Annotated in this window: 12 protein-coding genes and 2 riboswitches; of the genes, 10 read left to right on the plus strand and 2 right to left on the minus strand. The window is 68.3% G+C overall.

Annotated elements, in window-relative coordinates:
- Positions 1-258: 258 nt before the first annotated feature.
- From LH400_RS15185 to LH400_RS15200, 4 genes are all read left to right on the plus strand, one after another.
- Positions 259-1,206, plus strand: a complete 948-nt coding sequence (locus LH400_RS15185) for a glycine--tRNA ligase subunit alpha (protein WP_229153583.1) — start codon at positions 259-261, stop codon at positions 1,204-1,206.
- A 265-nt stretch (positions 1,207-1,471) separates the two neighbouring features.
- Entirely contained in the window at positions 1,472-2,161 is a 690-nt protein-coding gene (locus tag LH400_RS15190) for a glutathione S-transferase family protein (RefSeq protein WP_229153584.1), read from the plus strand.
- Positions 2,162-2,328: 167 nt separating this feature from the next.
- On the plus strand, positions 2,329-3,207 hold the full coding sequence (gene ypfJ, locus LH400_RS15195; RefSeq protein WP_229153585.1) for a KPN_02809 family neutral zinc metallopeptidase: 879 nt from the start codon (positions 2,329-2,331) through the stop codon (positions 3,205-3,207).
- 115 nt (positions 3,208-3,322) lie between these two features.
- Positions 3,323-3,871, plus strand: a complete 549-nt coding sequence (locus LH400_RS15200; protein WP_229153586.1) for a P-loop NTPase family protein — start codon at positions 3,323-3,325, stop codon at positions 3,869-3,871.
- An 81-nt stretch (positions 3,872-3,952) separates the two neighbouring features.
- Here LH400_RS15200 and LH400_RS15205 read toward each other — a convergent pair whose 3' ends face one another.
- On the minus strand, positions 3,953-5,362 hold the full coding sequence (locus LH400_RS15205; protein ID WP_229154405.1) for an MATE family efflux transporter: 1,410 nt from the start codon (positions 5,360-5,362) through the stop codon (positions 3,953-3,955).
- A 215-nt stretch (positions 5,363-5,577) separates the two neighbouring features.
- Here LH400_RS15205 and LH400_RS15210 point away from each other — a divergent pair, with 215 nt between their 5' ends.
- The 3 genes from LH400_RS15210 to LH400_RS15220 all read left to right on the plus strand — a co-directional run bounded on the left by LH400_RS15210 (position 5,578) and on the right by LH400_RS15220 (position 8,343).
- The gene (locus LH400_RS15210) at positions 5,578-5,898 is read left to right on the plus strand and encodes a GIY-YIG nuclease family protein (RefSeq protein ID WP_370638420.1); all 321 of its coding nucleotides are present in this window, start codon (positions 5,578-5,580) and stop codon (positions 5,896-5,898) included.
- Positions 5,899-6,184: 286 nt separating this feature from the next.
- Positions 6,185-7,699: a choline-sulfatase gene (betC, locus tag LH400_RS15215; protein ID WP_229153588.1), complete on the plus strand. Its 1,515-nt coding sequence runs from the start codon at positions 6,185-6,187 to the stop codon at positions 7,697-7,699.
- Between the two features lie 2 nt (positions 7,700-7,701).
- Entirely contained in the window at positions 7,702-8,343 is a 642-nt protein-coding gene (locus tag LH400_RS15220) for a glutathione S-transferase family protein (RefSeq protein ID WP_229153589.1), read from the plus strand.
- Positions 8,344-8,389: 46 nt separating this feature from the next.
- Here LH400_RS15220 and LH400_RS15225 read toward each other — a convergent pair whose 3' ends face one another.
- Positions 8,390-10,711: a methyl-accepting chemotaxis protein gene (locus LH400_RS15225; protein ID WP_229153590.1), complete on the minus strand. Its 2,322-nt coding sequence runs from the start codon at positions 10,709-10,711 to the stop codon at positions 8,390-8,392.
- Positions 10,712-10,948: 237 nt separating this feature from the next.
- Positions 10,949-11,038: riboswitch (glycine riboswitch) on the plus strand.
- Position 11,039: 1 nt separating this feature from the next.
- Positions 11,040-11,149: riboswitch (glycine riboswitch) on the plus strand.
- 40 nt (positions 11,150-11,189) lie between these two features.
- Here LH400_RS15225 and LH400_RS15230 point away from each other — a divergent pair.
- From LH400_RS15230 to otsB, 3 genes are all read left to right on the plus strand, one after another.
- Positions 11,190-12,479, plus strand: coding sequence for a D-amino acid dehydrogenase (locus LH400_RS15230; RefSeq protein ID WP_229153591.1), 1,290 nt, complete (start codon positions 11,190-11,192; stop codon positions 12,477-12,479).
- Positions 12,480-12,578: 99 nt separating this feature from the next.
- The gene (locus LH400_RS15235) at positions 12,579-13,394 is read left to right on the plus strand and encodes an N-acetylmuramidase domain-containing protein (protein ID WP_229153592.1); all 816 of its coding nucleotides are present in this window, start codon (positions 12,579-12,581) and stop codon (positions 13,392-13,394) included.
- A 74-nt stretch (positions 13,395-13,468) separates the two neighbouring features.
- Positions 13,469-14,194, plus strand: coding sequence for a trehalose-phosphatase (otsB, locus tag LH400_RS15240; protein WP_229153593.1), 726 nt, complete (start codon positions 13,469-13,471; stop codon positions 14,192-14,194).
- Positions 14,195-14,204 lie beyond the last annotated feature (10 nt).

Below are 14,204 nucleotides of genomic sequence, written 5' to 3' on the forward strand. Positions count from 1 at the left end.
CCCCCGGATGATCGCCATCCATGGCCTGTGATCGAGGCCGGCGGGCGCGATCCCCTGCCGGTTCCGGTCGCCGCAACCAGCCCGAGGCCTCCGCGGCGCGCGTAATGTGGGACCGCCACCTGGCCCTCGGCCCTCGGCCCTCGGCCCCGGGCCGCGGCCTTGGCCTTGACCGCGCTCCTGCCCGCGTGGCAACTCGCGGCCGACCCTTCCGCCCCGCAGGCGCGTTCGCGCCGGGGCCCATGCCGGACAGCTCTTCTCATGTCAGACATCGCCCCTCACATGGATCCGCGCCGCTCCTTCCAGGCACTGATCCTGACGCTGCACCGCTATTGGGCCGACTATGGCTGCGTCGTCCTCCAGCCCTACGACATGGAGGTCGGCGCGGGCACCTTCCATCCGGCGACGACGCTGCGGGCGCTCGGGCCCCGGCCGTGGAATGCGGCCTATGTCCAGCCGTCGCGCCGGCCGAAGGATGGGCGCTACGGCGAGAACCCCAATCGGCTGCAGCATTACTACCAATATCAGGTGATCCTGAAGCCGAACCCGTCCAACCTGCAGGAGCTCTATCTCGGCTCGCTGGAAGCGATCGGCATCGATCCGCTCCTCCACGACATCCGCTTCGTCGAGGACGACTGGGAGAGCCCGACGCTCGGCGCCTGGGGCCTTGGCTGGGAATGCTGGTGCGACGGGATGGAGGTCTCGCAGTTCACCTATTTCCAGCAGGTCTGCGGCATCGAATGCGCGCCGGTGGCGGGCGAGCTGACCTACGGGCTGGAACGCCTGGCGATGTACGTCCAGAACGTCGACAATGTCTACGACCTCAACTTCAACGGCCGCGAGGGCGACGAAAAGGTCACCTATGGCGACGTCTTCCTGCAGGCCGAGCAGGAATATTCCCGCTACAATTTCGAATTCGCCGATACGGCGATCCTGCACCGGCATTTCGACGAGGCGGAAAAGCAGTGCGCCGACATCCTGGCCGCCGGCGCTCCCGGCGGGTCCGCGAACCAGGCCCTGCACAAATGCGTGCTGCCCGCCTATGACCAGTGCATCAAGGCGAGCCACGCCTTCAACCTGCTCGACGCGCGCGGCGTCATCTCGGTCACCGAGCGCCAGAGCTATATCCTGCGCGTGCGCAACCTCGCCAAGGCCTGCGGCGAGGCATTTCTCATGACGGACGCCGGCGGGGCGCGGGCTCTCGGCTAGCCTGGTATTGCGCGGCATCGCCGCGCTGCGTTGAGATGAAGCCCGGCATCGTCGGCGAAGGCGACGGGGCATCGCCGAATTCTGGCAAAGATCAAGCGGAAACCGTCGCTCGAAGAGTGCCGGACCGTCGCCGCTTGCCGTTTGGCCGACGCTGCCGATAACCCGGCTGCCCGAGCCGGCATCCGTTGGAAGTCCGGCAGATCGACCCGCTGCGATGCGCCCGCCGATCCAGGCCGACATGCACCCGAAAACATAGGACTGCTCCATGATCAAGTTCTACTACCATCCGTCGCCGAACCCGGCGAAGGTCGCGCTCTTCCTCGAAGAGGCCGGCCTCGAATACGAGGTCGTGCCTGTCGACACCCGCAAGGGCGAGCAGCACGAACCGGCATTTCTGGCCATCAACCCCAATGCCAAGACGCCGGCGCTGACCGACGGCGACGCGGTGTTGTTCGATTCGACCGCGATCCTGATGTATCTTGCCCGCAAGACCGGCAAGTTCGGCTTCGAGGGAACCGCTCCGACCGACGCCGAGGCGCTGTCCTGGCTGATGTTCGTCGCGACCGGAATCGGCCCCTATTCCGGCCAGGCCGTGCATTTCAAGCATTTTGCGCCTGAGCCCAAGGACTACGCGGTCAACCGCTACCTGTTCGAGGCCGAGCGCCACTGGAAGCTGATCGATACGAAGCTCTCCGAGGGTCAGTACATGGCGGGAGACCGCTATTCGATCGTCGACATGTCGGTCTGGGGCTGGGCCCGTGCCGTGCCGTTCATTCTCGGCGAGGACGCGTGGAACACGCTGCCGAACCTCAAGCGGTTCATGGACGAAATCAACGCACGCCCGGCGGCGGCTGCGGTCAACGCCCTGGCGAAGCGGTTCACGTTCAAGCAGGACATGGACGACCAGGCCCGTGACAGCCTCTTTCCGCAGAACCGGCGCCTCGCGGCCGGCTGACCCGAGCGCGGCTTCGCCGAGGCAATAACGGGGGCGGCGGCCGAAAGATCGGCCGCCCTCCATCCCTCGCCGGACGTAACGGCCCGCATTCTTTGCTTGCGCGAGAGGGCACGAAAGCCCCTCTGGCGCGTTAGTTGTGCGACCAAATGTCGAGGGAGGGCAGGCCGATGGAATGGCGTGGGCGCAGGCAGTCGAACAATGTCGAATATTCCAGCGGTAGCGGTGGCTCTCGCGGCGGCGGCATGCGGATCCCGATCCGCGCCGGCGGAGGCGGGATCGGCGTCATCGTCATTGCCCTCGTCCTCTGGCTGGTCTTCGGCGTCAACCCGCTGCAACTGCTCGGCATGGTCGACACCGGCGACTACCAGACGACGCAGTCGCAGACGACGACGCGGCCCAAGGGCGCCCGCAGCGAGACCGAACAGTTCGTCGCCACCGTCCTCGCCGACACCGAGGACGCCTGGGGCAAGCGATTCCAGACGGCCGGAGAGAGCTACGCCAAGCCGACGCTGGTCTTCTTCGATGGGCGGGTGGGCTCGGCCTGCGGTTCGGCGAGCGCCGCCATGGGGCCGTTCTACTGCCCGAACGACCAGAAGGTCTATCTCGACACCAGCTTCTTCGACCAGCTGCGCCAGCAGCTGAACGCGCCGGGCGATTTCGCCGAGGCCTATGTGGTGGCGCATGAGGTCGGCCATCACGTCCAGAACCTTCTCGGCATCCTGCCGCGCTACCACGAGGCGATCCGGGGCATGAGCCGGGCCGATGCCAATGCCCTGTCGGTGCGGATCGAGCTGCAGGCGGACTGCTTTGCCGGCATCTTCGCCCATGACGAAAGCTCCGCCGGCTATCTCCAGTCCGGCGACATCGGCGAGGCGACCAACGCCGCCGAGCAGATCGGCGACGACACGCTGCAGCGGCGCGGCCAGGGCACGGTCGTCCCGGATAGCTTCACCCACGGCACTTCGGCGCAGCGCCAGCAATGGTTCGAAGCCGGCTATCGCAGCGGCGACGTTGAAGCCTGCGATACGCTGAAGGGCGCGATCTGAGGGAGATCTCGCAGCTCCGCACGGACCTTTGGCGGCACGGTTGACCAGTCGCTAACCCTGCCGGTTGATTCCCGGCCGGCTTTGGCCTTCGATCGGACGAGAAGTTCTCAGCCGGATGCGGGAGGCGCCGCTGACAAGGCCCGTCATCGGCCGCAACGTTATGGTGATCGGCTCGCCCGGCAGCGGCAAGTCGACGCTGACGCGCGCGCTGGCCTCGCGCTACCAGCTGCGGCCGATCCATATGGACCAGCTCTACTGGATGCCCGGCTGGCGGGTGCGGCATGGCGAGCAGCTGCTGGCGCTGGTGGAGGAGGCGATCCTCGCCGATGGCTGGGTGTTCGACGGCAATTATTCGCGCAGCTTCGCGATCCGGGGCGAAAGAGCCGACACGCTGATCTGGCTCGACATGTCCCGCAGCCTCTGCCTCGCCCGGGTGGTCCGGCGGATCGCCACCGGCTACGGCAGCGTGCGACCGGACATGGCGCATGGCTGCCCGGAGCGCTTCGACCTCGGCTTCCTGCGCTATGTCTGGACCTTCCCGCGGCATTCCGCACCGGGCCTGGCCCGGTTCTACGACGGCTTCTCGCGTTCGAAATACCGCCTCACGAGCCCGGCGGAAGTTGCCGGGTTTCTCGACCATGCCGGCATGGCGGCTCTCCGTTGATCTTTCGGTCCTCCGCGGCTTTGCTCTTGATGGCAAAGATGCCGCCCTTCGCCGGGGGGAGTTCCGGCAAGCCGAGGGATGTCAGCGGGCGGCGACGAGACCGTGCCGCTCGCGCCGGATATACCGCCAGTTCAACAGGACGGCCGCGACGGCCAGGCCGGAGGCGAGGCCCCACCAGATGCCCGGCCCGCCCCATCCGGCGAAAAAGGCGAGGAGATAGGCGACCGGCATGCCGACCGCCCAGTAGCTGATCAGCGCGATCAGCATCGGCATGCGCGTGTCCTTCAGCCCGCGCAGGATGCCCGAGGCGACCGCCTGCAGGGAATCGGCGATCTGGAACATCGCCGCCACGAGGACCAGGGGAATGGCGGTCGCCAGCACCTCGACCGCGTTGGGATTGGCGTCGTCGAGATAAAGCGAGATCAGCCGCTCGGGAACGAGCCAGAAGATCGTGGCGGCGAGGAGCGCGATCGTCCCGCCGATGAGGACGGCGATCGTGCCGGCCCGGCCGATGGCGATCCGGTCGTTCTGACCATGGGCGTAGCCGACCCTGACCGTCGCGGCGCTGGCGATTCCGAGCGGGATCATGAAGGAGATCGAGCCGATCTGCAGCGCGATGCCGTGCGCGGCGAGCGGGATCGTGCCGAGCCAGCCCATCATCACCGAGGAGGTGGCGAAGAGGCCGACCTCGGCGATGATCGTCGCGCCGATCGGCCAGCCGAGGCGCAGGACCTCGCCGAAGGCCGGCCAGTCCGGACGCCAGAACCGCGCGTGGAGTTCGTAGTGCGCGAGGCCCGGCGAAAGCGCGGTATAGGCGAGGATCAGCCCGGCCATCAGGAGATTGGCGAGAAGCGTGGCCAGTGCCGAGCCGACGATGCCGAGCGCCGGGGCGCCGAGATGGCCGAAGATGAAGACGTAGTTCAGCCCGGCATTCGCCAGCGCCCCGGCGATGATGATCGCCAGCATCAGATAGGCCCGCCCGACCACGGTCAGGTAGGATCTCAGCCCCATGACGAGGAGCGCCGGGAAGATCGACCACTGCGCGACGCTCATGTAGCTGCCGGCGAGCCGGGCCGTCTCCTTCTCCTGGCCGAGCGCCAGGAGGATCGCTTCGAGATGCGACAGCGGCACGAGGGTCAGGAGGCCGTAGAGCATCAGCACCCACAGGCTCATGCGGATCGAGCGGCGCACGCCGCGCGCATCGCCCCGTCCCTTGGCGCCCGCGGCGAGCGGCAGCGAGGCCTGGGCGAAGCCGGCGCCGAAGATGTAGAACAGGAAGAAGGCCTGTGTCGCCAGCACCGCGGCCGCGAGTTGTTCGGCGCCGAGCCAGCCGACCATCACCGTGTCGGTCACGTTCATCGTCATCTGCGCGAGCTGCGCGCCGATGAGCGGCAACGCCAGGACGACTGTCGCGCCGGCATGGCTCGCCCAAGACTGCGGCGCGGGCGGCGCCCCGGCTGACGGCGCCCGGCCGGCGACGTCCGCCGTCATCTGATTCCCTTCCAGCATCATTCCGCATCCTTTCGGCGCGGCTGTAGGCGCGGCAGCGAGAAGAGTGAACCCCCAACGGCCAAGGAAACGAATTGTCGTTCTGCGTCCGCTGGGCTCCTCCGTGGCAAGCAGATGCCTCTGTCGAGAGATTGCGGCGCCCATCCTCTTCCCTCATCCTGAGCTTGTCGAAGGATCGGGAAGAAGTTCCCCTCATGCTGGAGGCAACCGTCTACATCCTGCGCTGTGTCGATTCCTCCTACTATACGGGTCTGACAAAGCAGCCGATCGAAGCCCGGGTTTGGGAGCACAACGAAGGGATCTGCGAGGGCTACACCAAACGGCGCCGACCGGTCGAACTTGTCTTTACAGAGACCTACGACCGAATGCTCGACGCTATCGCTCGCGAGAAGCAGATAAAGGGCTGGTCACGGGCAAAGAAGGAAGCGCTCATCGCCAGGCACTACCACCGCTTGCCTCAGCTCTCATGCAACCGCGCCGGCCATGATACGAGGCGATGGGTAGATAAAGGCGACTGATCGGCGACAGGGGCTGTCGCTGAACTCCGCGGGAGCGGCCCCTCGCCCCTCGCCCTTCGACAGGCTCAGGGTGAGGGACAACTCAGGCGTTGCGACTTTGCGACAGTCTTTCGGTGAGCGTGGTGCGGGACCATTGGACGATCTGCCTCGCCATCGCGAACCGAGGCGGGCCGCTCCTTCGATCGACAACCTTCCACCCCCATTGTCGCGCCCCTTCTTCCCGCGTTATGCCGCAGTCGCCGGTATCGAAAATTCCCCGCCAACCCCCGAGAGGTCAGACAGCGCCATGTCCCGTCCGAATTTTCTCATCATCATGGTCGACCAGGCCAATGGGACCCTGTTCCCGGACGGGCCGGCGGACTTCCTGCACATGCCGCATCTGAAAGCGCTGGCGGCGCGCTCGACCAGGTTCCAGAACAGCTATACGGCGAGCCCGCTCTGCGCGCCGGGGCGGGCCTCCTTCATGTCGGGCCAGCTGCCCTCGCGCACCCGGGTCTACGACAACGCCGCGGAATTCCAGTCGGCGATCCCGACCTATGCGCATCATCTGCGCCGCGCCGGCTATCACACCTGCCTGTCCGGCAAGATGCATTTCGTCGGCCCGGACCAGCTCCACGGCTTCGAGCAGCGGCTGACGACCGATGTCTACCCGGCCGATTTCGGCTGGACGCCGGACTATCGCAAGCCCGGCGAGCGGATCGACTGGTGGTACCACAATCTCGGCTCGGTCACCGGGGCGGGCTGTGCCGAGATCACCAACCAGATGGAATATGACGACGAGGTCGCCTTCTTCGCCGAGCAGAAGCTGTTCGACCTGTCGCGCGGCCAGGACGGCCGGCCCTGGGCGCTGACCGTCTCCTTCACCCATCCGCACGACCCCTATGTCGCGCGGAAGAAGTTCTGGGACCTCTACGAGGATTGCGCGCATCTCCAGCCCGAGGTCGCCGCCATCCCGTTCGAGGAGCAGGACGCGCATTCGCGGCGCCTCTATCTCGCCAACGACTACAAGAAGTTCGACATTCTCGACGAGAACGTCCGCAAGGCGCGGCGCGGCTATTTCGCCAACCTCTCCTATATCGACGAGAAGATCGGCGCGCTCCTCGACGTCCTCAAGCGCACGCGCATGGACGAGAACACCGTGGTCGCCTTCGTCTCCGACCATGGCGACATGCTGGGCGAGCGCGGCCTGTGGTTCAAGATGAGCTTCTTCGAGGGCTCCGCCCGCGTGCCGCTGATGATCGCCGCGCCCGGGCTCGAGCAGCGGCTGGTCGAGGCGCCGGTCTCGACCATCGACATGACGCCGACGCTCTGCGACCTAGCCGGCATCGACATGGGCGCGATCAAGCCCTGGACCGACGGCCATTCGCTGGTGCCGATGGTGAACGGCGCAGCCCGCCCGGAGCCGGTCTACATGGAATATGCCGCCGAGGGATCCTACGCGCCGCTGGTCTCGATCCGTGAGGGCCGCTGGAAGTTCAATCACTGCGAACTCGACCCGCCGCAACTTTTCGATCTCGACGTCGACCCGAGGGAGCTGACGAACCTCGCCAACGATCCGGCGCATGCCGGGACGGTCGAGCGCTTCCAGACGATCGTGCGGGAAAAGTGGGACATGGCGCGCTTCGACGCCGAGGTGCGCGAGAGCCAGGCGCGGCGCTGGGTGGTCTACGAGGCCCTGCGCAACGGCGCCTATTACCCCTGGGACTATCAGCCGCTGCAAAGGGCGTCGGAGCGCTACATGCGCAACCACATGGACCTCAACGTGCTCGAAGAGCAGAAGCGGTTTCCGAGGGGAGAATGACGATGATCACGGTCTGGGGCCGCGCCAATTCCTCAAACGTCCAGGCGGTGATGTGGGCGATCGGTGAACTCGGCCTCGCCTATGAGCGGCACGATGTCGGCCACAGACATGGCGGCAACGACACGGCCGAGTTCCTCGCCATGAACCCCAACGGCACGGTGCCTGTCGTGCGCGATGCCGATGGCGAGCCGCTGTGGGAATCGGCCGCGATCCTGCGCTATCTCGCATGGCGCTATGGCGAGCCGCCGTTCTGGCCTGCCGAGCTCGCGGCGCGCTCGCATATCGACAAATGGGCGGAGTGGGCAAAGCTCAACATCGCCGGGGGCTTCACCGCGCCGATCTTCTGGCGCGTCGTGCGCACACCGGCCAAGGAGCGGGACGAGGCGGCGATCGCCGCGGCTCTCGCGAGCCTCGGCAGGAAGCTCGACATCGCCGAGGTCCAGCTTCGAAACCACGCCTTCCTCGCGGGCCATGACTTTACCCTGGCCGACATCCAGTTCGGCCACATTCTGCACCGCTATTTCGATATCGAGATCGAGCGCCCATCGCATCCGGCGATCGAGAGCTACTATGACAGGCTGGCCGAGCGGCCGGCCTATCGCGAGCATGTGATGATCTCATACGAGGATCTCAAGGTCGGCTGACGGGCGAGGCGCCCGGCCAGACGATTGCGGGGCGCCGCCGCGGCCCTCAGAACTCCTCCCAGCCGTCTTCCTGCATCGTCGCCTTGCGCATCGCGCCGCCGACGCTTCTCAGCTGGCGGATCTTCGAGGCCTTTCTCGGCGGATCGATGGGCGCGGGCGGCGTCCATTTCACCGCGCCCTTGATGGCGGGCGCCGGGGTGGCCTGCGCAGGAGCCCTGCGCTGAGGACGTACTGGCACTTCGGCGGCCGGCTCGCGCAGATGGGCGCGGAAGCGCTTGACGAGGCTCGACAGCCGCTCGATCTCCGCCTGCAGCGTCGTGGCGGCCGCGGTGGTCTCCTCCACCATCGCCGCGTTCTGCTGGGTGGCGATGTCCATCTGGTCGGCGGCGACCGAGACCTCGCGCAGATTGTTTGCCTGGTCCTGCGCCCCGCGCGCGATCTCGGCGACGAAGCGGCTGGTCTCGGCGACGTCCACGACGATCTCCTCGAGCGACTTGCCCGACTGCGAAACCAGCGCGACGCCTTCCTTGACCTGGTCGTGCGAGGCGAGGATCAGCGCCTTGATCTCGCGGGCCGAGCCGGCCGAGCGCTGGGCGAGGCTGCGCACTTCCTGGGCGACGACGGCGAAGCCGCGCCCGGCCTCGCCCGCGCGCGCCGCCTCGACGCCGGCATTGAGGGCGAGGAGGTTCGTCTGGAAGGCGATCTCGTCGATGACGCCGAGGATCTTGCCGATCTTTTCCGACGATTGCTGGATCGTTGCCATGGCCGCCACGGCCTTGCCGACGATCTCGCCGCCGCGCTCGGCCTTCTCCTTGGCGGTCAAGGCGGCCGTGTCGGCGCGGTTGGCGCCGCGTGCGGTCTCGCCGATCCGGCCGGTGACCTCGCCGAGGGCCGCGACGGTCTGTTCGAGATTGGCCGCCTGCTGCTCGGTGCGCCGCGACAAATCGTCGGTGGCGACCGCGATCTCGGAGATCCCGGACCGGATCGTTCCGAGCGAGGGGATGATGGTGCCGAGGGCTTCGTCGAGGCCGTCGACCGCGTTGTTGAAGCGCTCGCCGAGCCCGTGCGGGTCGGCCTCGCCCGCGTCGATCCGCACGGTGAGGTCGCCGCTCGCGAGCCGGTCGAGCGCTTCCGACAGCCGCTCGGCGATCTGCTGGTCGCGGCGCGAGGCTTCGGCCTGTTCGGCCTGCCTCGAAGCCTCGGCGCGTGCCGCGGCGGCGCGGGCGCTGTCGGCTTCGCTCTGCGCCTCTCGCTCGGCGCGGCGGGTCGTCTCGCCGAGCTTCGCAACGGCTCGGGCGATCGCGCCGAACTCGTTGCGTCGCGCCCTGTCCTCCTCGCGGATCGCGTCCGCTTCGCCCTCGGCGCTCGCCTCGATGGCGGCCGCCATGCGGCGAACCGTTCCAGCGATCGACCGACCGACGAACTGCGCCGAAAGGAAGCCGGTGAGGATCAGGATGATCGCACCCGCGAGCGCGGCGATCTCGATCGTCGTTGCGAGCCCGTCGGCTTGCGGCAGGAGACCCGACTGACGCTGGGCAACGGCTGCGGAAAGCCCGTCCAGCTGCTTCGACAGGGCGAGCGGAAGCACCGCGAGAACGGCCTCGCGCCGGTTCCCGATGGTCGCATCCGCCCGGACTGCCTCGGCGACCGCCGATCCGAACGCCTCGGTCGCCGCCAGGGCGGCGCGCGCCCGTTCGAGCTGCGGCTCGTCGGTCATGATCTTGACCATGGCGTCGTAGCGGCCGCGGGTCTCGGCGAGCTTCGCCTCGACGTCCTTCGCCGCCGCCGCATTCCTCGCCACCAGCGCCTGCTGGCTGACATAGAGGCCCTCGGTAAGCGACTGGAAGGTCTGAGTCGCCTGATAGAGGGCCTCTATGTCGAAGGCCCGCCATGCGGTCTGCATCACGTCCGCCATGGCAAGGCTCGCCAGCGGCCCGGCCTGGTCGGCTCGGCCGATCGCAGCCTGGTGCGCCGCATGGAGCCCGGCATAGTCGCGGAAGGCGGCGGCATAGCCGTCGAGGCCGGTTCGCAGGCTTTTCAGCCCGTTCTCCAGCGTCTCGTCTCCCGCGGCCGAAGCCCCGGCCGTCTCGGTGGCCGCACTCGCGGCATCGCTTGCCGCGGCGAACGCGTTCACGGCCTCCTCGGACGGCGCGAGGTCGTAGTCGAGCGCCGCGAGGCGCAGGTCCGCGACGCGCTCGCGCAGCGTGCCAAGCGCGATGCTCTGCCGGATCGCCTGTCCATCCTCGGCCATGAGCCGCGAGAAACCGCCAAGGCCGGCGATCAGGCCGATGCACAGCACGGCCGCGAGAAGGGCGACGGGGACGAATCCGATGGTGATACGGCTGATGGCGCCGAGTTTGTTTCGCATTTCCTTCCCTCGCGGCCGCCCGGACGACATGCCTGGGCCCGGCCTTGGATCGGCGCGACCCTAGTGGGCTTGGATGGAGCGACGCTTGCCGCGGCGCACGCGCCGCCGCCGGCTGTCGGCTGGGAGGGCGCAGGCGGCGCCTGCCGCGGCTATGAGCCGCACGCATGGCTCTCCGGCGAGCCGTGACTGTGGCGACGGCTTGCGCGGCGGGCCGCGATGCCCTAGGTCGGAGAGATCACGACGCATGCGGGAGAGACCGGCCTCAAGGCCGGCGCCGAAGGAGCAACCGCCCCGGAAACTCTCAGGCAGAAGGACCGCTTGGCGTCGCAAAAGTCCGAAGAGAGACGGCGCTTGAACCGCCGTCCGCCGTAGGAGAAAACGCCGCGCGGAATTCTTCCGCGGTCGTGAAGCTCTCAGGCTCATGACGGAAGGGGCATGACCGACACCCCCGCCTCGCTGGCGGGAGGAAGGGATTGTCATGGCTTCCATCGCCGTCATCGGCGCCGGCATCACCGGCATCACCACCGCCTACAAGCTCCTGAAGCACGGCTTCGACGTCACGGTCTTCGACCGCAACGCCTATGCCGCGATGGAGACCTCCTTCGCCAATGGCGGCCAGCTCTCGGCCTCGAATGCCGAGGTCTGGAACCAGCCGGCGACCTTCCTGAAGGGCGTCAAATGGATGCTGAGGAAGGATGCGCCGCTGCTCGTCCACCCGGCGCCCTCCTGGCACAAGCTCTCCTGGATGGCCGAGTTCGTGCTCGCCGCCAGGGACTACGAGACCAACACGATCGCGACGACCAGGCTCGCCATCGAGGCGCGCCGGCACCTCCTCGAGATGGCCGAGACCGAGGGCTTCGCCTTCGATGCCGAGAGGCGCGGCATCCTGCATGTCTATGAATCCCGGAAGGAATTTACCCACGCCGCGGGCGTCAACCGGCTCCTGGAGGAGGGCGGGCTCGTCCGGCGCGCGGTGACGCCGCAGGAGATCGCCGCCATCGAGCCGCGGATAAACGGCCGCTTCGTCGGCGGCTTCTTCACCGAATCCGATTTCACCGGCGACATCCACAAATTCACCCGCCGCCTGGCCGAGGCCTGCGTGCGGCACGGGGCGACCCTGCGGTTCGACGCCGACGTCCGCGTGCTCGCCGCCGCCGAGACCGGCGGCGCCAGCGTGACCTACGCCGACCGGCGCGATCCGGCCGCCGAGCCGCGGACCGAGCGCTTCGACGCCGTCGTCGTCTGCGCCGGGACGGCCAGCCGGAAGCTTGCGCGCCAGCTCGGCGACCGGGTGAACATCTATCCGGTCAAGGGCTATTCGCTGACGGTCAATCTCGACGACGCGGAGAGCCGCGCGGCCGCGCCCTACGTCTCCATCCTCGACGACCATGCCAAGATCGTCACCTCGCGGCTGGGGGCGGACCGGCTTCGGCTCGCCGGGACGGCGGAGTTCGCCGGGGAGAACCGCGACATCAAGGCGGCGCGCATCAGGCCGCTGGTCGACTGGTGCCGAATGCGCTTTCCGGGCGTCTCGACCGACTCGGTCGTGCCCTGGGCCGGGCTTCGGCCGATGATGCCGAACATGATGCCGCGGGTCGGCCGCGGCCGCCGTCCGGCGGTGTTCTACAATACCGGCCACGGCCATCTCGGCTGGACCCTCGCCGGCGCGACCGCCGAGATGATCGCGGCGGAGATCGCCGGGAGTTTCCGGAACGAACCGCTTGCCGGCTCTTCCGGCTCTCGCCGTCAGGAGGCCCTCGCCGCCTGAGCGCCGGCGTCCGGCGCGCAATTCGCCGAAGAGTTGTCCCCATCTCCCGTCCACGCGTCGACACTCGCACTCGTGTCGAACGAGCGACGGGAGTGGGTGATGCAGGTGGGACGCGATGTTCTGGAGGCGGCGCGCCGCGTCGGCGCGGCCGAGGGGGTCGAGCCGGCGGCACTGGTCGCGGTCGCCATCGCCGAGACGCGGGCCGTGCCGCTCGCCCATTTCGACGGGCGGTCCGAGCCGCTGATCCGCTTCGAGGGGCATTATTTCGATCGGCTGCTGCCAAAGGCGGAACGAGCGCGGGCGCGCGCGCTCGGCCTTGCCAGCCCGAAGGCGGGCGCCGTGCGCAATCCCGCCTCGCAGCCGGGCCGCTGGCGCCTGTTCGACCGGGCCGCGGCGATCGATCCGGAGGCGGCGGCGGGCGCGGTCTCCTGGGGGCTCTGCCAGGTGATGGGCGCGCACTGGAAGCGTCTCGGATTCTCCGGGGCCGCCGATCTCGCCAAGGCCGCCCGCGCATCGCCGGACGGGCAGTTCCGGATCGGAGCGCGCTTCCTTGGGCTCGGCCGGCTCGCGGACCGGCTTTCCGCCGGCGACTTCGCCGGCTTTGCGCGCCGCTACAACGGCCCGGGCTTCGCGCGGAACCGCTACGACGCCAAGATCCGCACGGCCTACCGCGAGGCCTTGTCCATGCTGGCGGAGACGGCCGACGGCGGCGCCGTTTCGTCGAGGCTGAGGCGAGGCGAGCGGGGCGGTGCCATCGCGGAACTGCAGGCGAGCCTCAACCGGCATGGAGCTGACATCGCCGTGGACGGCATCTTCGGCCCGGCGACGCAGGCCGCGCTTTCGGCGTTCCAGCACAAGGCGGGACTGCCGGCGACCGGCACGGGTGACAGGGCGACGCTCGCGGCGCTCGGATGAGGTCGCTCCGCGAATGGACGCCGAAGCCTTTTTTGCTGGCATCGGCGTTCCCGCCCCCTATCTTGTCGCGCATTATGATGGAGCCTCCAGCGATCGACCCCGGGCGTCACGCCCTGTTCCTCGACTTCGACGGCACGCTCGTCGGTTTCGTCGACGATCCGGCCAAGGTCGCGATCCGGCCGGCCGCGCGCGACCGGCTTGAAGAGCTGGCCGAGGCGCTGTCGGGCGCCCTGGCGATCGTCAGCGGCCGCAGGATCGCCGATCTCGACCGCTTCCTGGCGCCGCTCGAATTCGCGGCGGCGGGGGTGCACGGGCTGGAACGCCGCGGCGCGCCCGGCGGCAAGATCGAGCGCCTCGCCGGCCCCGAACTTCTGGACGACACCCGCGAGCGTCTGTCGGAAACGCTCGCCGGGAATCCCCGGCTGCGGCTGGAGGACAAGGGCACGGCGCTCGTCCTTCACTACCGCAATGCCGCCGATCTCGAAGATATGGCGAGACGGGCCATGGACCAGGCGGTGGCGGGGCGTCACGACCTCGTCGTGATGAATGGCGACAACATCGTCGAAGTCCATCCGGCGGGCATGGACAAGGGTGTCGCCCTGGCGGCGATCATGGAGGCACCACCCTTTGCCGGCCGGCTGCCGGTCTATGTCGGCGACGACACCACCGACGAGTACGCGCTGAAGACGGCCCGCGAGGCCGGCGGCGTGTCGATCAAGGTCGGAAGCAAGGATTCCGTCGCCGAATACCGGCTGAAGGACGTGGCCGCAGTGCATCGCTGGCTCGGCGTTCCGGACTGAGACGGGCGGG

Origin of the sequence: Jiella soli (assembly GCF_020615385.1) — a bacterium.
Lineage (GTDB): Bacteria > Pseudomonadota > Alphaproteobacteria > Rhizobiales > Rhizobiaceae > VKMB-3413.